General features: G+C 74.0%; 27 protein-coding genes. 7 read left to right on the top strand and 20 right to left on the bottom strand.

Annotation, left to right across the window (positions count from 1 at the left end):
* Positions 1-9 precede the first annotated feature (9 nt).
* The 16 genes from ABTY56_RS02095 to ABTY56_RS02025 all read right to left on the bottom strand — a co-directional run bounded on the left by ABTY56_RS02095 (position 10) and on the right by ABTY56_RS02025 (position 15,858).
* Positions 10-738 (bottom strand): hypothetical protein, encoded by a 729-nt coding sequence (locus ABTY56_RS02095; protein ID WP_350625534.1) that lies wholly within the window; start codon positions 736-738, stop codon positions 10-12.
* A 390-nt stretch (positions 739-1,128) separates the two neighbouring features.
* Positions 1,129-2,118 carry a hydrogenase expression/formation protein HypE gene (gene hypE / locus ABTY56_RS02090; RefSeq protein ID WP_350625782.1) on the bottom strand — a complete coding sequence of 330 codons (990 nt, stop codon included), beginning with the start codon at positions 2,116-2,118 and terminating at the stop codon, positions 1,129-1,131.
* A 100-nt stretch (positions 2,119-2,218) separates the two neighbouring features.
* Complete coding sequence (hypD, locus tag ABTY56_RS02085; RefSeq protein WP_350625532.1) at positions 2,219-3,391, bottom strand: hydrogenase formation protein HypD; 1,173 nt, start codon at positions 3,389-3,391, stop codon at positions 2,219-2,221.
* Positions 3,388-3,726 carry a HypC/HybG/HupF family hydrogenase formation chaperone gene (locus ABTY56_RS02080; protein WP_350625530.1) on the bottom strand — a complete coding sequence of 113 codons (339 nt, stop codon included), beginning with the start codon at positions 3,724-3,726 and terminating at the stop codon, positions 3,388-3,390. Before ABTY56_RS02080 ends, hypD begins: the two co-directional genes overlap by 4 nt.
* 6 nt (positions 3,727-3,732) lie before the next feature.
* Complete coding sequence (gene hypF, locus ABTY56_RS02075; RefSeq protein WP_350625528.1) at positions 3,733-6,051, bottom strand: carbamoyltransferase HypF; 2,319 nt, start codon at positions 6,049-6,051, stop codon at positions 3,733-3,735.
* Entirely contained in the window at positions 6,048-6,830 is a 783-nt protein-coding gene (gene hypB / locus ABTY56_RS02070; protein ID WP_350625526.1) for a hydrogenase nickel incorporation protein HypB, read from the bottom strand. The genes hypF and hypB overlap by 4 nt, the downstream gene beginning before the upstream one ends.
* 5 nt (positions 6,831-6,835) lie before the next feature.
* Positions 6,836-7,213, bottom strand: a complete 378-nt coding sequence (gene hypA / locus ABTY56_RS02065; RefSeq protein WP_350625524.1) for a hydrogenase maturation nickel metallochaperone HypA — start codon at positions 7,211-7,213, stop codon at positions 6,836-6,838.
* 151 nt (positions 7,214-7,364) lie between these two features.
* Positions 7,365-7,469: a DUF6893 family small protein gene (locus tag ABTY56_RS38785; protein ID WP_502893008.1), complete on the bottom strand. Its 105-nt coding sequence runs from the start codon at positions 7,467-7,469 to the stop codon at positions 7,365-7,367.
* The gene (locus tag ABTY56_RS02060; protein WP_350625522.1) at positions 7,463-7,969 is read right to left on the bottom strand and encodes a hydrogenase maturation protease; all 507 of its coding nucleotides are present in this window, start codon (positions 7,967-7,969) and stop codon (positions 7,463-7,465) included. The genes ABTY56_RS38785 and ABTY56_RS02060 overlap by 7 nt, the downstream gene beginning before the upstream one ends.
* Positions 7,966-9,369 carry a hypothetical protein gene (locus tag ABTY56_RS02055; protein WP_350625520.1) on the bottom strand — a complete coding sequence of 468 codons (1,404 nt, stop codon included), beginning with the start codon at positions 9,367-9,369 and terminating at the stop codon, positions 7,966-7,968. The genes ABTY56_RS02060 and ABTY56_RS02055 overlap by 4 nt, the downstream gene beginning before the upstream one ends.
* On the bottom strand, positions 9,366-10,010 hold the full coding sequence (locus ABTY56_RS02050; RefSeq protein ID WP_350625518.1) for a DUF6084 family protein: 645 nt from the start codon (positions 10,008-10,010) through the stop codon (positions 9,366-9,368). The genes ABTY56_RS02055 and ABTY56_RS02050 overlap by 4 nt, the downstream gene beginning before the upstream one ends.
* A complete protein-coding gene (locus tag ABTY56_RS02045; protein WP_350625515.1) occupies positions 10,007-10,654 on the bottom strand; it encodes a DUF5947 family protein in 648 nt (215 codons plus the stop codon). The genes ABTY56_RS02050 and ABTY56_RS02045 overlap by 4 nt, the downstream gene beginning before the upstream one ends.
* On the bottom strand, positions 10,651-11,118 hold the full coding sequence (locus ABTY56_RS02040) for a NifU-related iron-sulfur-binding protein (protein ID WP_350625513.1): 468 nt from the start codon (positions 11,116-11,118) through the stop codon (positions 10,651-10,653). Before ABTY56_RS02040 ends, ABTY56_RS02045 begins: the two co-directional genes overlap by 4 nt.
* Positions 11,115-12,899, bottom strand: a complete 1,785-nt coding sequence (locus ABTY56_RS02035; RefSeq protein ID WP_350625511.1) for a nickel-dependent hydrogenase large subunit — start codon at positions 12,897-12,899, stop codon at positions 11,115-11,117. Before ABTY56_RS02035 ends, ABTY56_RS02040 begins: the two co-directional genes overlap by 4 nt.
* Before the next feature lie 88 nt (positions 12,900-12,987).
* Positions 12,988-14,034: an NADH-quinone oxidoreductase subunit B family protein gene (locus ABTY56_RS02030; RefSeq protein ID WP_350625509.1), complete on the bottom strand. Its 1,047-nt coding sequence runs from the start codon at positions 14,032-14,034 to the stop codon at positions 12,988-12,990.
* A 132-nt stretch (positions 14,035-14,166) separates the two neighbouring features.
* Positions 14,167-15,858: an enoyl-CoA hydratase-related protein gene (locus ABTY56_RS02025; protein WP_350625507.1), complete on the bottom strand. Its 1,692-nt coding sequence runs from the start codon at positions 15,856-15,858 to the stop codon at positions 14,167-14,169.
* 357 nt (positions 15,859-16,215) lie between these two features.
* Between ABTY56_RS02025 and ABTY56_RS02020 the strand changes: the two genes are divergently transcribed.
* Positions 16,216-17,094 (top strand): hypothetical protein, encoded by an 879-nt coding sequence (locus ABTY56_RS02020; RefSeq protein WP_350625505.1) that lies wholly within the window; start codon positions 16,216-16,218, stop codon positions 17,092-17,094.
* 39 nt (positions 17,095-17,133) lie between these two features.
* On the opposite strand, the gene ABTY56_RS02015 is transcribed toward ABTY56_RS02020, so the two are convergent.
* Entirely contained in the window at positions 17,134-17,730 is a 597-nt protein-coding gene (locus ABTY56_RS02015; RefSeq protein ID WP_350625503.1) for a hypothetical protein, read from the bottom strand.
* 108 nt (positions 17,731-17,838) lie between these two features.
* Between ABTY56_RS02015 and ABTY56_RS02010 the strand changes: the two genes are divergently transcribed.
* The 4 genes from ABTY56_RS02010 (at position 17,839) to qcrB (ending at position 21,577) form a co-directional block, all read left to right on the top strand.
* A complete protein-coding gene (locus ABTY56_RS02010; protein ID WP_350625501.1) occupies positions 17,839-18,342 on the top strand; it encodes an N-acetyltransferase in 504 nt (167 codons plus the stop codon).
* Between the two features lie 138 nt (positions 18,343-18,480).
* Positions 18,481-19,137, top strand: a complete 657-nt coding sequence (locus ABTY56_RS02005; protein WP_350625499.1) for a hypothetical protein — start codon at positions 18,481-18,483, stop codon at positions 19,135-19,137.
* A 174-nt stretch (positions 19,138-19,311) separates the two neighbouring features.
* Positions 19,312-19,731 carry an SsgA family sporulation/cell division regulator gene (locus ABTY56_RS02000; protein WP_350625497.1) on the top strand — a complete coding sequence of 140 codons (420 nt, stop codon included), beginning with the start codon at positions 19,312-19,314 and terminating at the stop codon, positions 19,729-19,731.
* Between the two features lie 139 nt (positions 19,732-19,870).
* Positions 19,871-21,577, top strand: a complete 1,707-nt coding sequence (gene qcrB / locus ABTY56_RS01995; RefSeq protein WP_502893007.1) for a cytochrome bc1 complex cytochrome b subunit — start codon at positions 19,871-19,873, stop codon at positions 21,575-21,577.
* Here qcrB and ctaF read toward each other — a convergent pair.
* From ctaF to ABTY56_RS01980, 3 genes are all read right to left on the bottom strand, one after another.
* Complete coding sequence (gene ctaF / locus ABTY56_RS01990; RefSeq protein WP_350625495.1) at positions 21,546-21,938, bottom strand: aa3-type cytochrome oxidase subunit IV; 393 nt, start codon at positions 21,936-21,938, stop codon at positions 21,546-21,548. The two genes, qcrB and ctaF, sit on opposite strands and share 32 nt — an antisense overlap.
* On the bottom strand, positions 21,935-23,626 hold the full coding sequence (gene ctaD, locus ABTY56_RS01985; protein ID WP_350625493.1) for an aa3-type cytochrome oxidase subunit I: 1,692 nt from the start codon (positions 23,624-23,626) through the stop codon (positions 21,935-21,937). The genes ctaF and ctaD overlap by 4 nt, the downstream gene beginning before the upstream one ends.
* A 295-nt stretch (positions 23,627-23,921) precedes the next feature.
* Positions 23,922-24,563 carry an L-threonylcarbamoyladenylate synthase gene (locus ABTY56_RS01980; protein ID WP_350625491.1) on the bottom strand — a complete coding sequence of 214 codons (642 nt, stop codon included), beginning with the start codon at positions 24,561-24,563 and terminating at the stop codon, positions 23,922-23,924.
* 217 nt (positions 24,564-24,780) lie between these two features.
* Between ABTY56_RS01980 and ABTY56_RS01975 the strand changes: the two genes are divergently transcribed.
* Positions 24,781-25,122, top strand: a complete 342-nt coding sequence (locus ABTY56_RS01975; protein ID WP_350625489.1) for a hypothetical protein — start codon at positions 24,781-24,783, stop codon at positions 25,120-25,122.
* A 48-nt stretch (positions 25,123-25,170) separates the two neighbouring features.
* Complete coding sequence (locus tag ABTY56_RS01970; RefSeq protein ID WP_350625487.1) at positions 25,171-25,464, top strand: helix-turn-helix transcriptional regulator; 294 nt, start codon at positions 25,171-25,173, stop codon at positions 25,462-25,464.
* The last annotated feature ends 54 nt before the right edge of the window (positions 25,465-25,518 follow it).

Genomic DNA, 25,518 nt, shown 5'->3' with positions numbered 1-25,518 from the left:
CCCGGGGCCTCACTGCTTGGGGACGCCCCCGACGAAGTCCTTCAGGGCGTCCATCCGGGTCCGCCGGCCGGGCGGGTAGCGGCGCAGCGCGCGCTCGGCCCGGCGCGAATCCGGCCGGTAGCGCCAGCGGGCCCACGGCGAGTCCGGCTTGGCCAGGCGCAGACAGGCGACCACCGACACCAGGGGCACCAGCAGCCCGATCACCCCGGTCGCCGTCTTGCCCTTGAGGATCGCCCCGACGGAGAACAACAGGTCGACCAGCAGCAGCGCGGCGAAGGCCGCGTTGGCGGCGGCGCCCCGGCCGGAGTCGGAGAACGGGTTGAAGCCGGCCACCAGCAGCAGGCCGACCGCCACCGCGAGGAAGGCCGCGTCGACGGACTTGCGGCCCTCGTGGCTCCAGTAGACGTCCTCCAGGTGCAGCCACAGCGCGTACTCGTCGAGGGTGAGGGCGGCGCCGGCGCCGAACAGCGCGGCCAGGATCTGTGCCCCGGGGGTGTCCGGGCGGTAGGCGAACTCCATCGCGCCGGCCACCAGCATCGCGATGATCCCGTACACCTGGTGGTGCACGTGGGTGCCGCCGACCTCGACGTTGCGGAAGGGCCCGCGGCCGGCCCGGATCAGCCGGGTGATCACGCGGGTGCCCACGAAGGTGACGACGAACGCGCCGACCATCCACAGGCCGATGCCGTGGTTGGGCACGGTGATGACGATCTCGACTTCGGCGTCGGCGGCGCGCACGGTCGTGGTGTCCCGTCAGTCGCCGTGCGCGGGCGGCGCACCGAGCCGGGCGTGCGGTCCGGACCGCCGGACACCGCACCGCCGCGGCCTGCTGTCCTCCGGCACCACGCACCTCCGCACCATGCCGCGCCGCGCCGCACCGTGCCGCGCCGCTCCGGCCGCCGTCCGTCCGTCAGGGCGGGCCCGGGGCCTCCGTGCTCAGCGTATCCGGGTTCGGCCGACGGAGCCGGGTTCGACGGACCCAGCCGGGTTCGACGGACCCAGCCGGGTTCGACGGACCCAGCCGGGTTCGACGGACCCAGCCGGGTTCGACGGACCGAGCCGGGCGAGCCCGCCGTACGACCGCCGCCCCGGAGGCGGTTCCCCCGGGGCGGCGGTGCGCACGCGCCGTCAGCAGATCCGCGGCAGCTGTTCGCCCATCGGCAGGTCCACCACCCGGGTGCCGCCGAAGCCCGTCCGGGCGACGACCATGCCGGGGTGGTCCTCGACGCACTCGCCGATCACCACCGCCTGTGCGCCGAGCGGGTGGGCGCGCATGGCGGCGAGGACGGCGTCCGCCTGCCCGCGCGGCACGAAGGCGACGAGCTTGCCCTCGTTGGCGACGTACATCGGGTCCAGCCCCAGCAGGGCGCAGGCGTTGGCCACCGCGTCCGGGACGGGGACGGCCCGCTCGCTCAGCGTCACGCCCACCCCGGCGGCGGTCGCGATCTCGTTGAGCGCCGCCGCCAGCCCGCCCCGGGTGGGGTCGCGCAGCACGTGCAGGTCCGGGGTGACGGCCAGCATCGCCTCGACCAGGCCGCCGAGCGCGGCGCAGTCGCTGCGCACCTCGACGCCGAACTCCAGGCCCTCCCGGACGCTCATGATCGCGACGCCGTGCAGGCCGATCGGCCCGCTGACGATCACCACGTCGCCGGGGACGGCCCGCTGCGGCCGGATGTCGACCCCGGCGGGTACCAGCCCGATCCCGGCGGTGTTCAGGTAGACGCCGTCGCCCCGCCCGGCCTCGACCACCTTGGTGTCCCCGGTGGCCACCTCGACCCCGGCCGTCCGGGCCGCGGCGCCGAGGGCCCGGGCCACCCGGTCGACCACGGACATCTCCACGCCCTCCTCCAGGATGAACCCGCAGGAGAGGTAGGCCGGCCGGGCGCCGCTCATCGCCAGGTCGTTGACCGTCCCGTTGACGGCGAGGTCGCCGATGCTGCCGCCCGGGAAGAACAGCGGCCGCACGACGTAGGAGTCGGTGGAGAAGGCGAGCCGGGCGCCGCCGAGCTCCAGCACGGCGGAGTCACCGAGCCCGGCGAGGGCCGGTCCGCCGAAGGCCGGGGCGAAGAGGTGCTCCACCAGTTCGGCGGACATCGCCCCGCCGCCGCCGTGCCCCATCACCACCCGGGGGTGGTCGCGCAGCGGCAGCGGGCAGCTCCAGCCGGAGAAGTCGGGCGCGGGCGGGGCCTCGGGGGCCGCGCCGGTGAGGATCTCGGTGTCAGCCAACGGTGCTCACCGCCTCCGCGGCGATCGGCGTGCCCTGCGGCGTGCCCTGCGGCGTGCCCAGCGGAGTGCCCTGCGGCATGCTCAGCCGCCGGTAGAGGTAGTACGCCGCACAGGCGCCCTCGCTGGAGACCATGGTCGCGCCGAGCGGGGTGCGCGGGGTGCACAGCGTGCCGAAGGCCTCGCACTGGTGCGGCTTCAGCAGGCCCTGCAGCACCTCGCCGCTGCGACACGCCGCGGGTTCGCGGGTGGTGATCCCCGTGACGTCGAAGCGGTGTTCGGCGTCGTGGTCGCGGTAGCGCGGCGAGAGCCGCCAGCCGCTGAGCGGGATCACGCCGATGCCCCGCCAGGCGCGGTCGGTCACCTCGAAGACGTCCTCCAGCATGGCGCGTGCCGCCGGGTTGCCCTCCGGTCGGACGGCCCGCTGGTAGGCGTTGTCGACCCGGTGCTCGCCGCGCTCCAACTGCCGTACGGTGCGCCGGATCCCCTCCAGGATGTCCAGCGGTTCGAAGCCGGTGACCACGATCGGCACCCGGTGGCGCTCGGCGAGCGCCGGGTACTCGTCGGTGCCCATCACGCTGCACACGTGCCCGGCGGCGAGGAAGCCCTGGACCCGGCAGTCCGGCGACCCCATGATGGCGTCGATCGCCGGTGGCACCCGGACGTGCGAGACCAGCATGCTGAAGTTCCGCAGACCCTGCTTGCGGGCCAGGTGGACGGCCATGGCGTTCGGCGGCGCGGTGGTCTCGAAGCCGATGCCGAAGAAGACCACCTCCCGGTCCGGGTTCTCCCGCGCGATCCGCAGCGCGTCGAGCGGCGAGTAGACCACCCGGACGTCTCCGCCCTCGCTGCGGACCCGGAACAGGTCGCGGTCGGTGCCGGGCACCCGCAGCATGTCCCCGAAGGAGCAGAAGACGACCCCGGGCCTGGCGGCGATCGCCAGCGCGCGGTCGATCACCTCCAGCGGCGTGACGCACACCGGACACCCCGGTCCGTGGATCAACTCCACCTCGTCGGGCAGGAGTTGGTCGATGGCATGCCGGATGATGCTGTGCGTCTGGCCGCCGCACACCTCCATCAGCGCCCACGGCCGGGTGACCGTGGCCCTGATGTCCGCGAGCAGGCCCTCGGCCAGCTCCGGGTTCCGGAACTCCTCCAGGTACTTCACCGTCCGGCCTCCTCAGCCGCTCGTGCCGCGTTCGGCTCGCCCGTCGCCTGCTGCTCCCCCGGCGCCTGCCACTGCCCCGCCGCCTCCCACGGGTCGCCGAACTCCTCCTGCAGCAGCCCGAGTTCCTCGAACAGCGCGAGGGTGCGCCGGGCCGACTCCTCGTCCAGCCGCTGCAGCGCGAAGCCCACGTGGACGATCGCGTAGTCACCCACCGCCAGGTCGGGCAGGTACTCCAGGCACACGTCCTTGACCACCCCGCCGAAGTCCATGACCGCCATCCGGGTCCCGTCGCGCTCGCCGATCTCCGTCACCCTGCCGGGCACTGCCAGGCACATCCGCTCTCACTCCTCCCGGGTGGCCGCCGAGCGGGCGGCCACCATCAGCTGGCCGAGCGCCAGCCCTCCGTCGTTGGGCGGCACCCGGCGGTGCCGCAGCACGGTGAAGCCGTCCTCGCCGAGGCCGCGCGCGCAGGCCGAGGAGAGCAGGGCGTTGGCGAAGACGCCGCCGCTGAGCGCCACCGTGGTCGTGCCGTACCGCTCCCTGGCGGCCGCGCAGATCCGTCGGGACAGCTCGGCCACCGCGGTGTGGAAGCGCGCGGCGACGAGTCCGGCGGTCCTGCCCGCGACCACGTCCGCGACCACCGCGGCCAGCACCGGCCCGGGGTCGGCGATCCACCCGTCCGCCCGGGCGAGCAGACCGAACCGGTAGCCCGGCGCCGGTCCGAACCCGGCGGCCGCTCCCTCCAGTTCGATCGCCGCCTGGGCCTCGTACCCGGCCCGCTGGCAGACCCCGGCGAGCGAGGAGACCGCGTCGAAGAGCCGGCCCATGCCGGAGGTCGGCACGGTGTTCAGGCCGCGCTCCAACTGCTGTTCCAGCAGCCGCAGTTCCTCCGGCAGGCAGGCCAGGACCGGGGGCAGCCCGGCCGTCCAGGGCAGCCCGGCGGCCCGCAGGTGCGCCAGCGCCGTCCGGTACGGGCGCTCGATCGCCGCGTCCCCGCCGGGCAGCGGCACATAGGCGAGGTGGGCGAGCCGGCGGAAGCCGTCGTAGTCGGCCAGCAGCACCTCGCTGCCCCAGATCGCGCCGTCCTCGCCGTAGCCGGTGCCGTCGAAGGCCAGGCCGAGCACCGGCCGGCTGCCGTCCAGCCCGTGCTCGGCCATCACGGCGGCGATGTGCGCGTGGTGGTGCTGCACCCGGTGCACCGGCCGGCCGGCGGCGGTCCGGTCGGCGTGCCGCACCGAGCGGTAGCCGGGGTGCCGGTCGGTGACCAGCAGTTCGGGCCGCACTCCGCTGACCGTGCCGAGCTGCTCGACCGCGCGGTCGAAGGCGCGCAGCGTGGCCAGGTCGTCCATGTCCCCGATGTGGCCGGAGAGCCAGGCGTAGCCGTCCCGGGCCAGTGCGAAGGTGTTCTTGAGGTCGCCGCCGACCGCCAGCACCGGGCGCACGGGCACCGGCAGGGGAAGCGGCAGTGGCGCGTACCCGCGCGAGCGGCGCAGCGGGAGCTGTTCGCCGTCGACCACCCGCACCACCGAGTCCTCGCACGGCACGTGGATCGGCCGGTCGTGGGTGAGCCAGCCGTCGACCAGCGGGGCGAGCTTCTCCAGCGCCTCGCGGTCGTCGGTGACGATCGGCTCGCCGGAGAGGTTGGCGCTGGTCATCACCAGCAGGTCCGGGCCGGGCGCGGCGAGCAGCAGGTGGTGCAGCGGGGTGTACGGGAGCATCACCCCGAGGTCGGGGCTGCGCGGGGCCACCGCGTCGAACCCGGGTAGCGCCGCGCCGGTGCGGCGCAGCAGGACGATCGGCCGGACCGCCCCGGTGAGCAGTTCCCGCTCGACGGGGCCGAGCGGCAGCAGGCCCTCGACGGTGGCGAGGTCACGGGCCATCAGCGCGAACGGCTTGTCGCCGCGCCGTTTGCGTCGGCGCAGCAGGGCGACGGCCGCGGTGTCCCGGGCGTCGCAGGCCAGGTGGTAGCCGCCGATGCCCTTGACGGCGAGGACCGCCCCGGCGGCGAGCAGTCGGCGGGCCTCGGTGAGCGCGTCCTCGTCGGCGAGGTCGGCGTGCCCGGCCACGGTCAGGGCGAGCCTCGGCCCGCAGGCGTGGCAGGCGACCGGTTGCGCGTGGAAGCGGCGGTCGGCCGGGTCGGTGTACTCCCGGGCGCAGTCCGCACACATCGGGAAGCCGGCCATCGTGGTGTTGGCGCGGTCGTACGGCAGGCCGGTGACGATGGTGTGCCGGGGTCCGCAGTTGGTGCAGCTGATGAACGGGTGCCGGTGGCGGCGGTCGGCCGGGTCGGCGAGTTCGGCGAGGCAGTCGGCGCAGACGGCGACGTCGGGCGGGATCAGGGTGGCCCGGGGTCCGTCGGTGCGGGACGGGGTGATGGCGAAGCCCGTCGCGCCGGTGACGGCCAGCGGGGTGTGCTCGACGGAGGCCACGTGCGCGAGCGGCGGCGCGTCGCCGGCGACCCGCCGGCAGAACGCCTCGACCGCCTCGCGGCTGCCCTCGACCTCGGCGAGCACGCCCTCGCCGGTGTTGGTGACGCTGCCGGCCAGGCCGAGTTCACCGGCCAGGGTGAAGACGAAGGGCCGGAAGCCGACCCCTTGGACCAGGCCGCGGACGGCGACCCTCCGCCGCTCGCGGTCGAGTGCCCGGTGACCGGCCGTCACGCGGTCTCCCCGACCGCCGCCGACCCGTGCCCGTGCCCGTGCGTGTGTCCGTCCCCGTCCCCGTGCTCATGCTCGTGTCCGTGCGTGTGGGGCGCCGCCGCCATCACCGGCCGGTGCGGCTCGGCGCCGCCCAGCACCGCCAGGGCCCGCTCCAGCAGCGCCCCGACTCCGTCTCCGGTGCGGGCCGAGGTGTGCACCACCTCCACCCCGGGGTTGACCCGGCGGACGTTCGCCGTGAACGCGGCCTCGTCGAACTCGGCCGGCCCGGCGAGGTCGGCCTTGGTCACCAGTACCAGGTTGGCCAGCCCGAAGGCGGTCGGGTACTTGAGCGGCTTGTCCTCGCCCTCGGTCACCGAGGCCAGCACCACCCGCAGCGACTCGCCGAGGTCGTAGGAGGCCGGGCAGACCAGGTTGCCGACGTTCTCCACGAAGAGCAGCCGGCACTCCTGCGGCAGCCAGCCGTCCAGGTGCCCGGCGAGCATCCGCGCCTCCAGGTGGCAGAGCCCGTCGGTGAGCACCTGCTTGACCGGCGCGCCCGAACGGGCCAGCCGGAGCGCGTCGTTCTCGGTGGCGAGGTCGGCGGTCAGGGCGGCGACCGGCACCCCGCGCCGGCGGGCCAACCCGAGCTCGGCCTCCAGCAGGGCGGTCTTGCCGCTGCCGGGGCTGGACAGCAGGTTCACCGCGACCGTGCCCCGGGCGGTCAGTGCCGCCCGCAGCTCGCGGGCGCTGTCGTCGTTGCGGGCGAGGACCGCCTGGCGGAGGTCGACCGTGCGGCACATCGGCATCAGCCTTTCTGTTCGGCCGGGACGTCGGGGCGCTCGGCCCACTCAACGTCGAGGATCTGGAGCTCGCGCCCGGACAGCAGCTCGACGCCGCCGCCGGTGCAGCTCGGGCAGCAGAGGTCCGGCGGCATGCCGACGGCCCACTCGGTGTCGCAGGGCCGGCACCGGGCCCGCGCCGTGACCGGCTCGGTGTGCAGCACCGCGCCCTCCACCAGCGTTCCGGCGCAGGCCAGTTCGAAGCAGAAGTCGAGGGCCTGCGGGACGACGCCCGCCAGCTCGCCCACCTGCAGCCGGACCCGCGCCACCCCGGGGGCCCCGTGTTCGCGCGCGGCCGCGTCGACCTGCTCGACGACGGCGGCGGCGATCGACATCTCGTGCATCGGTCCCCTTCCCATGGTGGGCGGCATCGAGCCCGACGACCGGGCGGGCCCCGATGCCGAGGCGCGCCCCATTACAAGGCGCGATGGCGGCGACGGCTCGAAGCCGCGCCGCCACCGCTCCCGGGGCTGCACCGTTCGCAGCAATCGCGGCTCACATCCGCGAGATCTGCAGGTACCGCTTGATGTCCGGCAGGCTCTGCCAGACCAGTGCGCCGATCCCGGCCAGCAGGGCCAGGCAGAACAGTTTCCTCAGCATGGTGTTGTCTCCCTCTCCGGCTGCGTGGCCTCGTCCACGACCCGCAGGACCACTCGGACCGCCTCCTCGACGGCGGCGGCGACGGGGGCGCTCAGCCCGATGCCCTCCTCCAGCGACGCCGGCTCGCAGCCGACCACCAGCACCCGCCCGGGCGGCTCGCCGCCGGTTCCGGCCGCGAGCGTGGCCAGTAGTGCGAGCACGGCGTCCGGCCCCATCCGGTGCCCGTCCAGCAGCGGCGCCTCCAGCGGCTCGTCGGCCGCCTCGATGAGGTAGACCGTGCCGGGTGCCCCGCCGCGGCAGGTGGCGTCCACCAGGACGGCGGTCCGGTAGCCGTCGAGCAGCCGGTACGCCAGGTCGACGCCGCGCACGCCGACGTCGACCGCCTCGACGCCCTCCGGCAGCGGGTGCGCGGCGAGCCGCCGGACGGTCTCCACGCCGAACCCGTCGTCGCCGAGGAAGATGTTCCCCACCCCGGCGACCAGCACCTGACGGCCGCTCACGACCCCTCCGCCGCGTCGTCGCCGTCCGGCGGGGTGCCGTCCAGCGGGGTGACCTCGTCGGGCTGGAAGTAGCGGAACCGCCCCTGGGCCCGCCACAGGTCGGCGCCCGGGTCGTCCTCCACCGTCACGGCCAGGTGCACCGAGCCGTCGACGTCGTGCAGCACCGCCTCCACCACGCCGGTGCGCCCGTCCAGGAAGAGGTCCTGGGCGTCGGTGCGCCGTCGTCCGGGCCGCAGCAGGACCCGACTGCCGGCGCCGACGGCGTGTCCGCCGACCTGCACCCGGTCCCGCTCGGGGTCGACCGCCGGGTCGTTGCCCGGGTCCCACCAGGGCTGTTCCCCGTCGGCGGCGCCGGCGGTGACGTCGCGCAGCCCGCGGATGGCGCCGTGCAGGCGTTCCAGCACCTCGGGCGGCATGGAGTCGGCGAGGTCGATCACGGCTGCGGCCCGCTCGTCGGTGCCCCGGGCCTCCCGCTTCTCCTCCTCGGTCAGGGCCGCCGTCCGCAGCGCCAGGATCTCGTCGATCTCGGTGGCGTCGTACAGGGTGCCTAGGCTCTCCGGCGCGACCTTGGGGTGGTCCTCCAGGATGATCGGCGAGGACAGCAGCACCCCGCGCTCGCCCTCCGGCCCGGCCAGCACGGGCCAGGTGTGCCGGCTGCGGCACCGCTCGACCTCCTGGCGGGCCCACTCGGGCGGGTCGGTGGCCGACACGAAGCGGCCCTGCTCCAGCCCCAGCAGCAGGTGGGCGGAGACCAGCGAGCGGGGCAGCGCCTCCTCCCGGCTCGCCCGCCGGGGCGGCGTCCAGGCGGACACGTTCTCCACCACCACCGTCAGCCGCTGTGCCCGGAACCGACCGGGCAGTTCCTCGACGGTCAGCCGAACCAGGCCGTCGACCTGTTCGCGGCGGCGCACCAGCCGTCCGGCGGCGGTGCCGTGCGCGCGCAGCAGCTCGGTCTCGCCGACGCCCGGCAGCCGGAACGCACGCTCCACCCCGGCATTGCTCAACTCCTCGACCGGAAAGAGGAGTTCGATGCGTTCCTCGACACCCTCGTCCCATTCCACGAACACCCGGTCGGCCAGCTCCAGCCGCTCCACCGGCTCGAACCCGCCGGCGGCGGTGGCCCGTTCGACGGTGCGCCGCTGCACCCGCAGGAAGCGCAGCTCGACCGCCAGCCGGTCCCCGGCGCGTGCCTCCATGACGCACTCGGTGCGCTGGTGCGAGTGCTCGCCGCCCTGCGTGGTGTACTCGGGCGGCACGAGGACGCCGAACTGCCAGCGCAGCCGGTTCTTGGCCGCCGAGGCGCGGTACGGGTAGAGCACGTAACCCTCCAGCAGCACCGCGTCGGCGATCTGCCGGGCGGCCGCGAAGCCGCGCTCGATCCCGGGCGGGAAGGCGTTCACCGGGCCACCTCCTCGATCGCGGCCGCGTCCAGCAGTTCACGCACCGTCGCCTCCCAGGAGGGCTGGGCCCGCCGGGAGCGGTAGGCCAGCAACCGGTCCATCAGGTCGTCGGGCAGGCGCAGCCAGCCGCAGCCGGGGAAGTGCTGGTCGATCGCCTCCCGCCAGACCCGCACCGGCATCCGCACCGCGGCCTCCTGGTCCCAGGGCACCGGGGTGACCCGGAAGCCGCCGGGTCCGGCGAAGGCGGTGCCGGAGAAGAGCAGCAGCAGCGGCACCTCGCCGCCGTCGAGCGCCCGGAAGTAGCGGGCGGAGGCCACCTCCAGGTCGTAGCTGCACGGCACCACGAGGTCGGTCTCGGTCTCGCCGGTGAACCCGGGCACCAGCAGCGGCACGGTGGCGAACTGGATCGGGTTGAGCGTGCTCGCCCAGCGCTCCCGTTCGCCGAACAGGTCGGCCAGCCGCTCGCCCTCCGGCTCGGCGTACGACCGCCGGCCCGGTTCGATCCGCAGCTGGCAGCGGAGCGCGAGGGCGTGCACCCGGGTGTCGGCCGGCCCGGTGATCCGCAGCCGGAAGACCAGGGTCGGTACGGCCGCGTACGGGTCGGACCGCACGCCGGTGCAGGCGAAGGCGAGCGTCGTCACGCCGTCACCGCCGTGGGCAGCGGGCGGGCCCGAACGGCCAACCGCTCGAAGAACGCGTCGAGTTCGGCGCGCGCCTCGGCGCCGCCGTCGAAGCCGTGCCAGCACCGCCGCAGTCGGCCGACCAGCTCGTAGCAGACGTCGATCGGCACCAGGAAGCACTCGACGCGGTGGTCGCGGCGGCGCAGCAGCAGGGCCTCCACGTCGGGCTCCAGGGCGGCGGCCAGCCGGCTGCCGCCGAGGGCGCGGTCCCAGGCCTCCTCGTCCACCTCGCTCTCGGTGGCGCCGGCCGGGCCGGGGTAGAACGCGAGCAGCCGGTCCAGCAGGGCGTTTCGGAACAGGAACGCGGTGCCGACCGGGATGCCCAGCACCGACCAGGCCCGCTCGTCCAACCCGCCGTCCGGGTCGGCGAGGTAGCGGTCCGGTACGGTGCGGAAGCGGCCGCCGGCCGCACCGGGCTGCTGGAACAGCAGGCCGCAGGCGGTGCAGGTGCAGGCCAGCGCCCGTTCCTCGACGTCCACCAGGTGGCGGTGGCCGGCCGGGATGTCCCGGCCGCAGAAGCCGCACTGCTCGGGCCGCGGCGGCGCCGGCTCGCGCAGCCGGTGCAGCAGGGCGGTCCCGTCGCGGGAGACCCGGCGGGTGTTCATCGCACCTCCGCGGTCTGCGGCGGGCGGGTGCCGATCTGCAGCAGCTTCGGGGTGCGCTCCAGCTCCAGGGCCGTCACCTCGGGTACGTGGCAGGCGAGGACGGCCTCGACGTCCCCTTCCGCGCAGCCGCAGCCGGCGGCGGTCCGGCGCAGCCGCAGGACGCCGGTGCCCGGGTCGAAGCCGATCAGCTCGACCCGCTCGGGCAGGGCCGCGAGCGCCCGGTCGATCCGGGCGGTGACGTCCTCCGGGTGCAGGTCGTGCAGGAGCAGCAGCCCGGCCACCGCCGGGTCGTCCAGCATCCTCTCCAGGGCGGGCGGTGGCAGCGCCGGGACGATCCGGGCCAGCCCCTCGCCGTAGAAGTCCATCAGGTCGCGGACCAGTTGCTCGCCCGCGCGTTCGGCGCCGCTGCCGGCCAGGGCGTCCAGGGCCTCCTGGATGCGCAGCCCGGTCTGCTCGGCCGTCATGCGGTGAGCCCGCTGAGGCCGGTGGGCACGTGCATGGTCTGCACGGTGCGCCCGCCGACGTACATGTGCACGCCGCAGGGCAGGCAGGGGTCGAAGCTGCGCACCGCGCGCATGATGTCGATGCCCTTGAAGTTCTCCGGGGAGTTCTCCTCGAAGATCGGGGTGTTCTGCACCGCGTCCTCGTACGGGCCGGGCGTGCCGTAGCTGTCGCGGACGCTGGCGTTCCACGGGGTGGGCGGGTACGGGTGGTAGTTGGCGATCTTGCCGTCGCGGATCACCATGTGGTGCGAGAGCACGCCGCGCACGGCCTCGGTGAAGCCGCAGCCGATCGACTCGTCCGGCACCTCGAAGCGCTCCCAGGTCTGACTGCGCCCGGCCCGGACCTCGTCGAGCGCCTTCTCGGCGAAGTGCAGGGCGGCGGCGGCCGCGTACGCCTGGAAGTAGGTGCGGGCGCGGTTGCGTTCGAGCGCGTTGCTCCACTGCGGGATCTTCCACTCGAAGGTGACCTCGGGCTTGGTCATCGAGCGGGGCAGGTTGATCTGCACGCTGTGCCCGGTGGCCTTGATGTAGCCGATGTCGACCAGCCCGGACAGCGCGGTGGACCACAGCCGGGCGATCGGGCCGCCACCGGTGTCCAGGGCGAGGTGCTCCTTGCCGTCGAACCAGCGCGGGGACATCACCCAGCTGTACTTGTCGTCGAAGTTGCGCTTCTGCGGCTGCGGGATGGTGTGCTGGTTCCACGGGTGCCGGGGGTCGACCGGGTTGCCCAGCGGGTCGTGGGTGACGAACAGCTCCTTGCCCTGCCAGTCCTCGTAGTAGGAACTGCCGAGCAGGATCCGGATGCCGAGGTTGATCTCGGTGAGGTCGTTGGTGACGAGCTTGCCGTCCACGACGACGCCGGGGGTGACGAACATCCGCCGGCCCCAGTCCGTCATGTTGCGGTACGTGAAGTCGCAGTGGTCCGGGTCGTTGAGGCTGCCCCAGCAGCCGAGCAGGACCCGCCGCCGGCCGACCTCCTCGTAGCCGGGCAGGGCCTGGTAGAAGAAGTCGAAGAGGTCGTCGTGCAGCGGCACGACCTTCTTCATGAACTCGACGTAGCGCATCAGCCGGGTCAGGTAGTCGGTGAAGAGCTGCACCGTGGCGACGGTGCCGACGCCGCCCGGGTAGAGCGTGGAGGGGTGCACGTGGCGGCCCTCCATCAGGCAGAACATCTCCCGGGTGTACCGGCTGACCTGCAGCGCCTCGCGGTAGAACTCGCCCTCGATCGGGTTGAGCGAGCGCATGATGTCCGCGATGGTCTTGTACCCGTGGTCGCCGGCGTGCGGGGCCTCGGTGCGCTCGGCGAGGTCCAGCACGCCCGGGTTGGTCTCGCGGACCATCTTCTCGCAGTAGTCGACCCCGACCAGGTTCTCCTGGAAGATGTTGTGGTCGAACATGTACTCGGCGGCCTCGCCGAGGTTGATGATCCACTCGCCGAGGTGCGGGGGCTTCACCCCGTACGCCATGTTCTGGGTGTAGACCGAACAGGTGGCGTGGTTGTCGCCGCAGATCCCGCAGATCCGGCTGGTGATGAAGTGCGCGTCGCGCGGGTCCTTGCCGCGCATGAAGACGCTGTAGCCGCGGAAGACCGAGGAGGTGCTGTAGCACTCCGCGACGCGCTTCTGCTTGAAGTCGATCTTCGTGTGGATGCCGAGGCTTCCCACGATCCGGGTGATCGGGTCCCAGGACATCTCGGTCAGGCCGCTGCCGTCGCCGGCCGCCCTCGTCGTCGGTGTCGCCATCGTGTTGTCGTGTCCTTCTCTGAACGGGGGCAGGGGGCGGGGCGGCGGCGAGGGGCCGCACGCCGCGGGGGCGTGCGGCCCTCCGGCGTCACCAGGGCGGGCGGTAACCCGTGGTCAGGTGGCGGCCGGTGTGGCGCCACTTCGGTTCCTTGTCGACGGTCGCCAGCGTGATCGCGCGCAGCCGGCGGATCAGCGAGCCGTACGCGCCGCTGACGCCGCTGGAGACGCGGGAGCCGGGCGGCGGGTCCATGAAGGGCATGAACTTGTCCGGGAAGCCCGGCATGGTGCAGGCGATGCAGATGCCGCCCACGTTCGGGCAGCCGCCGATGCCGTTGGTCCAGCCGCGTTTGGTGACGTTGCACTTGACGACCGGTCCCCAGCAGCCGAGCCGCACCAGGCACTCGGGCGTGCCGTAGTCGGTGGCGAACTGGCCCTGCTCGTAGTAGCCGCCGCGGTCGCAGCCCTCGTGGACGGTGGCGCCGAACAGCCAGGCCGGCCGCAGCTTGTCGTCCAGCGGGATCATCGGCGCGGAGCCGGCCAGCTGGTACAGCAGGTAGGTGAGCGTCTCGGCGAAGTTGTCGGGCTGGATCGGGCAGCCCGGCACGCAGACGATCGGCAGCCCGGCCTTGGACTTCCAGTCCCAGCCCAGGTAGTCCGGCACGCCCATCGCACCGGTGGGGTTGCCGGCCATCGCGTGGATGCCGCCGTACGTGGCGCACGTGCCGATCGCGACCACGGCGGTCGCCTTGGGGGCGAGCCGGTCCAGCCACTCACTGGTGGTGATGGGCTGGCCGGTGGCGGGGTCGTCGCCGAAGCCGCACCAGTAGCCCTCCTTCTTGATCTTCTCGTTGGGGATGGACCCCTCGACGACCAGGACGAACGGCTCGATCTCGCCGCGGTCGGCCTTGAAGAACCACTCGACGAAGTTGTCCGCGCCCTGGACCGGGCCGCACTCGAAGTCGATCAGCGGCCAGTGCACCGCGACCTTGGGCAGGCCGGGCAGCGCGCCGGTGACGATCTCCTCGATGCTGGGCTGCATCGCGGCGGTCAGCGAGACGGAGTCGCCGTCACAGCTGAGGCCGGCGTTGATCCAGAGAATGTGCACCACGTCGGTGTCGGTTGTTGCAGCACCCATGAGGATGCCTCCTCGGGGATGGGAGCCGGACGTAATGGCTCAAACACAGTCATAGCAACAGTCCGCTCGGGACGCCGGTCGGGGCGGGCGTCGGGGCCACCCGGGGGACGCAAGCCGGCGGGGCCGTTCGGGTCACGTCCCGGCGAGGAGCCCTGCAGGCGCGGGGCGCTTGCGGACGAAGGCGGACCGCAGCGCGTGGTACGGCGATTCGGGGGTGAAGAACTGCCGGTGCATCACCGCCAGCTCCTCCTCCCGGTAGGCGGCGAGCGGTTTGGCCTGTTCGTCGGCCTCCCGCGCGGCCTTCTTCGCCGCGATCCGCCGCCGGGCGAGGGGCGAGGCGGCGAGCAGCCCGGCCAGGTGGGCCGCGGCCGGCCCGAACTCCTGCGGCCCGCAGTCGAGGACGCGGTCGACCAGGCCGATCCGCTCCGCCGAGGCGGCGGACACCGGCACGGCCTGCCGGATGAGCCGCTCGGCCTGCGCCGGGCCCACCCGGCGCGGCAGGGTGTACGTCCAGTACTCCGAGCCGTACAGCCCCATCAGCCGGTAGTGCGGGTTGAGCACGGAGCCCCGGCGGCACCACACCTCGTCCGCCGCCAGGGCCAGCATCACCCCGCCGGCCGCCGCGTTCCCGGCCACCGCGGCGACCACCAGGCGGTCGGTGGTGGTCAGCACCTCGGCGACCAGGTCGTCCATCGCCGTGATGTTGGCCCAGGACTCCGCGGCCGGGTCCGACGCGGCCTCGATGACGTTGAGGTGGATGCCGTTGGAGAAGAAGTCCCGGCTCCCGCCGAGCACCAGCACCGAGGTCGGCCGGCCCAGGGCGAAGCGGTACGCCGCCAGCAGGCGGCGGCAGTGGTCGGTGGACATCGCGCCGCCCGGGAAGGAGAAGCGCAGGAACCCGACCGGGCCCTCCTCGCGGTACTCGACGTCCGACCAGGCGGGCCGCCCGTCCCGGTCCGCCATCAGCGGCGCCGGGACCTCCGGAACCGGGGGCAGCAGGGCGCCGAGCGCGGTCACCGCCGGGAGCTTGAAGGTCGCGAGCCCGCCGGGCGCGCGCCGGCGCCGGAGTTCGGGGATCCACACCGCGCCGTCCGCGGTGGCCCGGCACACCGCACCGGCGCGGGTGGCGATCAGCTCGCCCGGGCGCCCGCGCAGCAGCGGCTCCGGGTGTCCGCCGTGCAGGTACCACTCGCCGGCCCCGAGCGTGTCGAGCACCCCGGGCTGGGAGTCGGCCGCCCGGAGCCTGCGCAGGACCGTCGCGGTGGAGTCGGCCGCCCAGTCGATCCGGCGCTCCGCCTGGCGCAGGAAGGGGCGGCTGCGCACCGGCTCCCGCCACGAGGGGCCGTGCTGCGACTGCGGCGCGTACGAGCCGGAGGCGAAACGCTCGACGGCCCGCAGCGCGGCCAGGACGGCGGCGTCGGCGACCTCGTTGCGGTACAGGTCGCTCTTCCCGAGGGCGGGCAGGCGGCAGGGCTCCCAGGCCCAGACCGGTCCGGCGTCCATCTCCGCCTCGGCCTGGAGCACCGTCACGCCCCAGTCGGCGGCGCCCTCCTGGACCGCCCGGTCCAGCGACGAGGGGCCCCGGTCGCCGGGCGGGCCGGGGTGGACGACCAGGCAGGTGAGCGCCGACCAGACGTCCGCGGGGATCGCGGTGCGCAGCATGGGCGCCAGCAGCAGGTCCGGCGACAGCCGGCGGATCGACTCCCGCAGGTCCTCGTCGTCCCCCGCGAGCCGGACGTCCACGGTGTGCCGCCGGTCCCGCAGTTCGGCGTGGAGGCGCTGGCTGAGGCTGTTGAAGGCGCTGGCGAGGAGCAGGATCCGCATGTCTGCCTCCGGGGTGCGGGCGGCCGGGAACCCGGTGATCATCACCCCCGGTCCGGCGGCGCCCCGGCCGGTGCGGCGTGCCGCGCCGCCCGTTCACCCGGGTGGCGGCCCCACGGGCGGGTCGGTGCGGGCGGAGCTCAGCGTGCGGGGGGCGAGGCTCGGCAGGCGCTCCGAGATCGCGGCGACGGCGGCGAAGCCGTGGCGAGCATCCGCGGCTCGTACTGCCCTGCGGCGTACGGGAGTTCGGCCGCTACGCGCTGGACGCCGGCGTGCGGGCGCGGAACCGCGGCGGCCGCGGCGGATGCTGCCCGTAGCATGGCGGCTTCCGGACGAGCGGTGCGAGGAGAGGAACGGGACGTGCGCGGGGGCGAGCTGGTGGGCGGACTGGGACGGCTGGTCGGGGCGGCGGCGGGCGCGGCGGCGGGGGCCGCGGCCGGGTTGGGCGAGGCCGGGCGGCAGGCCGTACGGCGGGGCGGGCGGGGAGCGGCGGCGGGCGGGCGGTGGGCGTACACGGCCCTGACCTCCGTCATGCCGCCGACGGTGCCGGCCACCGAGCCGTGGAAGCTGTCGGTGGGCACCCTGATCGGCCGTCACCCGCTGACGCCGGCCGTGGTGCACAAGCTGCTCGGGCTGCTCGACGGTCTCGGCGCCGTCCACCTGGGCCCGTCGGAGGTCGGCTTCGACGGCGAGGAGATCGAGTGGGACAAGGTCGTCGAGATCCGCACCCGCAACGCCTTCGAGGTGCTGACCACCACCGCGCTGGAGCAGGAGGTGGACCGGATCCGGGAGTTCCTGCCACCGGTGCCCGGCCGCAAGTGGGTCGTCACCAAGGCCGGCGAGGCACTGGCCACCGTCGTCCTCGCCGCCCTCGAACGCGGCTCGGACGACCAGCGCCTGGACGAGCTGACCGTCCCGGCCCGCATCGTGTACCGCGGCCTGCTCGGCCGCCGGCGCACCCTGGACGCGGGCGCGTTCGCCACCGCGACGCTCGTCCTCGCCGACCGGGCCGGCGAGAGCCTGATCGCCACCGCCCGCAAGCGCGGGATCCCGGTCCTGCCCGTCGACGAGCTCGCCGAGCCGACCGACGCCGCCCGGGTCGCGGTGCTGCGCGAGCGCACCGACTCCGTCGCCCGGCTGCTCGACCGCATCGAGCGCAGCGACCCCGAGGCTGCGCAGGCCGCGGCAGTGCAGCCTCCGTTGTCGCTCGACAAGGGTGCGAGCGACAACGGCCGGTAACCACAGATGAGTTGAGCAACCACCCCACGGCGGGGGCGGTCAGTGGCCGCCGCGCGGCGCCTCGCAGCCGGTGCCGTCCGGGTAGCCCGCGAACGCCTCCGCCGTGGTGACGGCGCTGCCCATCGTGCCCTCCAGGCACAACCCGTCGGCGTCGATCAGGAAGCCGACGCCGGTCGGGCCGTTCTGGGTGACCTTCACCTTGGCCGCCTGGTAGCCCAGACCGGTGAGCAGTCCGCGGGTGTTGTCCGGGGTGAAGTCGCCCCGGACGCGCAGGGGTTCGAGGGCGCCCTTGATCCGCTGCACGGCGTCCAGGCCGTCGCAGCGGCGCCGGCCGTGCAGCGGGATGGGCACCCTGAAGCCGTGGTTCTCGGCGTAGTGGTCGACGGGCGGCCCGGTCGGGGTCGCGCTGCTCGCGGTCGGCGTCGGGGTCCTGGTCGGCGTCTCGCCGGGGCAGGGGAAGTCCCCCTGGGCGGTCGGCACCGCTGAGGCCGTCGGCGGTGCCGTCACGGCCGCCGTGGGCGCCCCCGCGCCGCCGGGTGCGCCCACGTGTGTCGTCCCGCACCCCGCCGCCAGTACGGCCAGGGCCGCCACCGCCGGTGTCCGGAGGCGCCCCCACCTGGTCCTGATCATCGTCATCCGGCGATGATGCCCCGGCGGCGGGGTCCGCGTCATCCCGCCCGCCCACTCGGGACCGGACGGATAATCTGCGCGGCGCGGGCCCGCTCTCGGGTAGCCTCCAGGCCCATGACCTGGTTGCCTGCCGATTTCGTCCACCCCGTCCACGTGCCGCTCCCCGGTGGCGGTTACCACCTGCGCCCCATCGCGGGGACGGACATCGAGCTCGACTACCCCGCCGTGATGGGCTCGCGGGAGCGCCTGTTTTCCATCTACGGCGAGGCCTGGGGCTGGCCCGCGGCCACCCTGACCTACCAGGCGGACCTCGACGATCTGATCCGGCACGAGCGGGAGATCGTCGCCCACGAGTCGTTCAACTACGCGTTGTTCGACGAGGCGGAGTCGGCCCTGCTCGGCTGCGTCTACATCGACCCGCCACAGAAGGCCGGCGCCGACGCGGAGATCTCCTGGTGGGTGGTGGACGACCGGGTCGGCACCGAGCTGGAGCGGGCCATGGACGCCCTCGTGCCGCGCTGGATCGCCGAGGCGTGGCCGTTCACCCAGCCCTGCCTCATCGGCCACGAGGTCTCCTGGGCGCAGTGGATGGCCCGCCCCGCGGCCGCCGACGCCTGACCCGACGACGGAGCGGACCCGACCCCGCGCGCCTCCAAAGCGCCTCCAACGCGCCTCACTCGGAGCCGAGTTCGGGTTTCAGGAAGGTCAGCACGCGGAGTTCTGGACGGGCCCGACACGGCGCCGGAGGATGAGTCCATGACGGACGACGAATCGGCGCAGCCGCCCGCGTCGGGCACCGGGTGGGCCCGCCGCCTGGACTGGGGCGCAGTCGGCGCGATCGCGGGCGCGGTTGCCGCGCTGATCGCGGTGGTCGCCTACCTGGTACCACCGGACGCGCCACAGCCCCCGGTCGGCCCGGTGGCCACCACCTCGGCCCCGCAACCGCCGGAGACGCTGCCCGCTGCCTCCCCCACGCCCACCCCCACGCCGGTCCCGTCGCCCGTAGCGACTCCCACGCCGACACCGACGGCGACCCCCGAGCCCGATCCGCCCTCCCCGGAGCCGAGCCCGTCGCCGATCCGGACCCGGACCGCCACCCCGGCACCGGAACCGCCGCTCCCGGCGGTCCGGCCCGGCGGCTGCGACAAGGCCGAGAGGGCGCTGGCCACGTACCGGAGCAACGCCGGCAGCACCCGCGCCGGCCAGGCGGACGCGGCCGGCCAGGCCTACCAGGACCTGATGGACGCCGGCCTGGACGCACAGGGCGCGGTCGGCTCGACGATCCGCCGACTGGCCGCCGAGTTCTCGGAGTTGCGCTTCCGCCTGAACGGCATGGTGCTGGCCGATCCCAACCAGGTGATCGCGGACATCAACGCGGACGGCGCCCAACTCAGCCGGCTCTGCGGATCCTGACACCCGCCGCGGGCACTGCCGCCGCCGCTGCCGCTGCCGGGTGGCGCACTCCCGCACGCAAGGACGTTGTGGAGGTTCGACGGAGGCCGACTGACCGGATCCGCACCGGGTAGGCACCGGACAGGAGCGTCGGCCCGCCCGGGGCGGCGCTCGTGACCGTAGGAGGGTCGTTCGATGCAGATGCCCGCCCACTCGATGCCCGTCACCTTCCCCGACAGTCCGCTGCCCGACGTCCCGGTCGTCGCAGAACTGCGGTTCGACCCGGACCTCCCGTACGCGGCCTGCCTGGCGTTCCCGCTCACCCCGTGCGAGTGCGTGAGCGCGGACGCCCACGTGTGCTGGTACTTCAGTCGCGAGCTGTTGAACGAGGGCCGGCACGCCCCCACCGGCAGCGGTGACGTCCGGGTGAGCCCGGGGCCCGCGGGCGAGGTGCTGATCACCCTGTGCGGGCCCACCGGCAAGGCCGTGCTCAGCGCACCGGCGGAGGACGTCACGGCCTTCCTCTCGGACTCCTTCACCCTGGTGCCCGCCGGATCGGAGTCCGAGCACCTCGACGTGGACGCCGCGCTGGCCCGGCTGCTGTCCGACGACTGACCGCGCGCCGCCGGAAGCTTCCGGAGGAGCCCCCGGAAGAGCCCCCGGGTGCCGCCATCCGGGTGTTCTGCCGACGGCCGCCACGGGACCCGCCCCGCTCGGCCGACCCGCGTGGAGCGCCGCGCACTAGGTTGCCTGCGTGGAGGCAACCAAGGCTACGAACGGACGCGAGCCGTCCGCCGGTGAACGCGTCACGACCTGGCTGGACAGGCGGTTGCCGGTCACGGAGGCGGGCCGGGAGCTGCTGCGCAAGGTGTTCCCGGACCACTGGTCGTTCCTGCTGGGCGAGCTCGCGCTGTACAGCTTCGTCGTCCTGCTGCTCACCGGCGTCTACCTGACGTTCTTCTTCGTCCCGAACATGAGCGAGGTCGTCTACGACGGCGCCTACCTGCCGCTGCGCGGGGTGCGGGTGTCCGAGGCCTACGCCTCGACGCTGGACATCAGCTTCGAGGTGCGCGGCGGGCTGATGGTTCGTCAGATCCACCACTGGTCGGCGCTGTTGTTCCTCTCGGCGATCGGAGCGCACCTGCTGCGGGTGTTCTTCACCGGGGCCTTCCGCCGCCCGCGCGAGCTCAACTGGGTGATCGGGGTGACGCTGTTCAACCTGGCGCTGCTCGAAGGGTTCTCCGGCTACTCGCTGCCGGACGACACCCTCTCCGGCACCGGGCTGCGGATCGCCGAGGGCGTGCTGCTCTCGGTGCCGCTGGTCGGCACCTACCTGACCTTCTTCGCTTTCGGCGGCCAGTTCCCCGGCCACGACGTCATCCCCCGGCTGTTCACCGTGCACATCCTCCTGGTGCCCGGCCTGCTGCTGGCCCTGATCGGGGCCCACCTGACGCTGGTCGTGGTGCTGAAGCACACCCAGTGGGCCGCCCCCGGCCGCACCAACCGCAACGTCGTCGGGATGCCCTTCTTCCCGCAGTTCCTGACCCGTACGCTCGGCCTGACCTTCGCGGTGGCCGGCATCATGGCGCTGTCCGCCTTCCTCGCCGAGGTCAACCCGATCTGGCGCTACGCCTCCTACCGGCCCGACGTGGCCGCGGCCGGCGCCCAGCCGGACTGGTACATCGGGTTCATCGAGGGCGCGCTGCGGCTGATGCCCGCCGCGGAGACCGACCTGTTCGGGCACACGGTGTCGTGGAACGTCCTCCTCCCGGCCCTGGTGGTGCCCGGCCTGCTGTTCGCGGTGCTGTACGCCTACCCCTTCGCCGAGCGCTGGCTCGACCCCGACCGCGGCGAACAGCACCTGTGCGACCGCCCGCGCAACAAGCCCACCCGCACCGGCCTGGGCGTCGCGGGGATCACCGCGTACGCCGTGCTGCTGATCGCCGGCGGCAACGACGTGATCGCGTACGTCTTCGGCCTCTCGGTCAACGCGCTGACCGTCGTGCTGCGGACGGCGCTGATCGTGCTGCCGCCCGCGGCCTTCCTGCTCACCCGGCGGCTCTGCCTGGCCCTGCAGGCCAGGGACCGCGACCGGCTGCTGAAGGGCGACGAGACCGGCCGGATCGACCAGGGCCACGACGGCGGCTTCACCGGCCACCACCGCCCCCTGCCCGCCGACGAGCGGTTCGTCCTGCTCGCGCGGGCCACGCCGGACCCGCTCCCGGCACCGGACCTCGCGCCGCGGCGCGAGCGGGCCCGGGCCGCAGCGGGTGCCTGGTTCTACCGCGACCGGGTCGAACTCCCGGCCACCGATGGGGAGTCGGAGTTCATCGCGGGTGTCCTCACCAGCCCCGCCCACCCTGAGGCGCCCTCCGACCGGCCCACCGGGCCGACCGGCGCCGGCCCGGTCCGCCGGCTGCTCCGCCGCCTCACCCGTCGTGGTCGCGGTACTGGAAGATGAACCCGGACACGGCGAACGCCAGCACCACGGCACCGACGACGATCAGCCAGCGGGCGAAGACCAGGCCGAGGGCGAAGACCGTCAGGCCGACCGCCGTCAGCACCGGGTAGCCGCTGCGGGCCGGGAAGAACCCCACCGGGCCGACGGCCTCCGCGATCTCGGCGTCCTTGCGGTCCTGCGGCCGGCCGCCGCCCCGCCGCCGGTACTGGACGAACCAGAACAGCGCGATCAGCCCCGACATCAGGAACGCCACCGTCAGGATCGCCTTGCCGGCCGGCTCCTGGGCCCAGAACCCGTAGATCAGCCCGGTCACGGCGAAGAACACCGTCATGACGGCGAACAGCCAGCCCTCCGCCTTCATCGCCCGCTCCCCCGCTCGCCCGTACGGTCGGCCGCCCCGCTCACCGGCTCCTCCGGCGGCACCTCCGGATGGTGCAGGTCGAAGGCCGGCGACTCGGAGCGGATCCTCGGCAGCGCCTCGAAGTTGTGGTGCGGCGGCGGGCAGGAGGTGGCCCACTCCAGCGAGCGGCCCCAGCCCCACGGATCGTCCTCGGTGACCCGGGTGCCGTACCGCGTGGTGGTCCAGACGTTGTAGAAGAACGGCAGGTTGGAGATGCCGAGCAGGAACGAGCCGATCGAGGCGCACACGTTGAGGGCGGTGAAGTCGTCCACCGCCAGGTAGGTCGCGTAGCGGCGCGGCATGCCCTGGGCCCCCAGCCAGTGCATCACCAGGAAGGTGGTCTGGAAGCCGACGAACAGGATCCAGAAGTGGACCTTCCCCAGCCGCTCGTCGAGCAGCTTCCCGGTCAGCTTCGGCCACCAGAAGTAGAAGCCGCCGAAGGTGGCGAACACCACCGTGCCGAACACCACGTAGTGCAGGTGGGCCACCACGAAGTAGCTGTCGGAGACGTGGAAGTCGATCGGCGGCGCGGCCAGCAGCACCCCGCTCAGCCCGCCGAACAGGAAGGTCACCAGGAAGCCGAGCGACCACAGCATCGGCGTCTCGAAGGACAGCGAGCCGTTCCACATCGTGCCGATCCAGTTGAAGAACTTCACCCCGGTGGGCACCGCGATGAGGAAGGACATCATCGAGAAGAACGGCAGCAAAACCTGACCGGTGACGAACATGTGGTGCGCCCACACCGTCATCGACAGCGCGGTGATGGCGATGGTCGCGCCGATCATCCCGTAGTAGCCGAACAGCGGTTTGCGGCTGAACACCGGGATGATCTCGCTGATGATGCCGAAGAACGGCACCGCGACGATGTAGACCTCCGGGTGGCCGAAGAACCAGAAGAGGTGCTGCCACAGGATCGCCCCGCCGTTCGCCGGATCGAAGACGTGCGCGCCGAACTTCCGGTCCGCCTCCAGGCAGAGCAGCGCCGCCGTCAGCACCGGGAAGGCCAGCAGCACCATGATCGAGGTGAACAGCACGTTCCAGGTGAAGATCGGCATCCGGAAGAGCGTCATGCCGGGCGCCCGCAGGCAGGTGATGGTGGTGACGAAGTTGACCGCGCCGAGGATCGTCCCGAGGCCGGCCACCACCAGGCCGAACGCCCAGAGGTCCCCGCCCTGCCCCGGGGAGTACACCGGCCCGTTCAGCGGCGCGTAGGCGAACCAGCCGAAGGCCGGCGCCCCCGTGGAGGTGAGGAAGCCGCTCAGGACCATCAGCCCGCCGAGCAGGAACGCCCAGTAGGTGAAGGCGTTCAGCCGGGGGAACGCGACGTCCGGCGACCCGATCTGCAGCGGCATGATCGCGTTGGCGAACCCGGCGAAGGTCGGGGTGGCGAACAGCAGCAGCATGATCGTGCCGTGCATGGTGAACATCTGGTTGTAGCGCTCGTTCGACAGGATCCCGGTGTCGGGCCCCATCAGTTGAGCGCGCATCAGCAGCGCCAGCACGCCGCCGACCAGGAAGAACCCGAACGCGGTCGCCAGGTACAGGTTCCCGATGACCTTGTGGTCCGTGGTGAACAGCCAGCGCAGCAACGTGCTGCCCTGCTGGAGACGGGCCTCGGTACGACGCGACGTGGTGGACGTGGCGCTCATGGAACCTCCGCAGCGGAGCCGACGAGCCCCCCTCGCGGCGCCGCCGATCCCCTCCCCCCGCACGGCGGGAGGGCCCACCCTCGCGCGCCATCGCCGACCCTAGCGGCGGCCGTCCGGCCCGCCGGGGCGCCACGCGGTGCGGCGCCCCGGCCGGGCGGCGTGCGGGGGCGGGCGGCGTGCGGGGGCGGGCGGCGTCCGGGGGCGGGCGGCGTCCGGCCGGGGCGGCGTCCGGGGCCGGGCGGCTCAGCGCTGCTCCCGGCCCGGGCGGCTCAGCGCTGCTCCCGGCCCGGGCGGCTCAGCGCTCCAGCAGGTCGGGGACGACCTCGCGCAGCCGCTCGGCGCCGATCGCGCCCGCGCGCAGCAGGACGGGCACCTCGCCGGTCACGTCCACGATCGAGGACGGCACCGCGGCAGCGGTCCGGCCCCCGTCGAGGTAGACGGCCACCGAGTCGCCCAGCATGCCCTGGGCGGCGTCGCAGTCCTGCGGGGACTCCTGCCCGGTCAGGTTGGCGCTGGAGACCGCCAACGGGCCTGTGGCGTTGAGGAGTTCGATGGCGACCGGGTGCGCGGGCATCCGCACCGCGACCGTTCCGCCGGTCTCGCCGAGGTCCAGCTCGACCGACTTCAGGTGACGGGCGACCACCGTCAGCCCGCCCGGCCAGAACGCCGCCACCAGGGCCCGCGCGCGCTCCGTCACCTCGACCAGGCCGTCCAGGCCCTCCGGGGAGCCGACCAGCACCGGCGAGGGCATGTTGCGGCCGCGGCCCTTGGCCGCCAGCAGGCGGGCGACCGCCTCCGGCGCGAAGGCGTCCGCGCCCACCCCGTACACCGTGTCCGTGGGCAGCACGACGAGTTCACCGCGGCGCACCGCGGCGACGGCCTCGCGAAGCCCGGCTGCGCGCTCGGACGCGTCCGAGCAGTCAAAACGACGAGTCATCAAGGTTCTCCACCGGCGGGCCGCCGGCCCGCACCGCTCATCCGGCCCGGCCGCCTCGCCGGCCGGGCACGACCCGGTCAGACTACCGGGCGGGCTCCCGCCGCCCGGCACCGCCGGGGCTCCGGGACACCGGGCCCTGCGCCGCTCGGGTGGATCACGCGCCCGCCGGGCCGCCACCGGCGGGGGCGGCGGCGCCGGTCGGACGTAGGTTGCGGACATGACCAGTGACGAGACGATCCCGGCCGTGGGGGTGCGCCCGCTGGACGAGGTGTTCACCGCGATCGACACGGCCAACCGGCGCCCCCGGCCGTGGACCGGCTTCGAGCACGGCGTGCTGGGGGCGTACCGGTGGGCCGCCGGGGCCCAGGTCGCGGCACCGGTCACCGCCACCGCCGCGGTCGGCACGGCCGAGCCGTGCCGGGCGCAGCTGCTGGCGGAGTGCCAGGCGGCCGCCGTGCGCCTGCGCCGGGCCTTCGTGCAGGGCACCGACCACGCCTACGTCCTCGGCGCCCACCAGGCGCTGGCCTGGCTCTGCGGGCTGCACGAGGAGTGCCCCTGAGGGGTGCGGCCGGTGTCGGGGCGGGCCCGGCGGCCATATCCTGGGGCCGTGCAAACCGGCCCGGCCACGGCGCGGCAGTGGACCTTCCTGACGAACCACGCCCGCGTCCTCGTCCAGATCGCGCGCGACCCCGGCATCCGGGTGCGCGACATCGCCGCGCGGTGCCTGCTCACCGAACGCGCCGTCCAGCGGATCATCGCCGACCTGGAGGAAGCGGGCTACCTCACGCACGAGCGGCGCGGCCGCGCCAACCACTACAGCGTGATGACCGCCAAGCAGCTGCGGCACCCGGCCGACGCCGGTCCGACCATCGCCGAGCTGCTCGCCGTACTGCTGCGCTGACGACGGCCGGCCGGCGCGACGTCGAGCGCCGCCACCGACCGGCGTGGCATTGAA

This window comes from Kitasatospora sp. NPDC097691 (assembly GCF_040302665.1).
In the GTDB taxonomy this organism is placed as follows: Bacteria; Actinomycetota; Actinomycetes; order Streptomycetales; family Streptomycetaceae; genus Kitasatospora.
The sequence above is the reverse complement of the archived record's forward strand: the minus strand, read 5'-3'. Positions and strand labels throughout refer to the sequence as shown.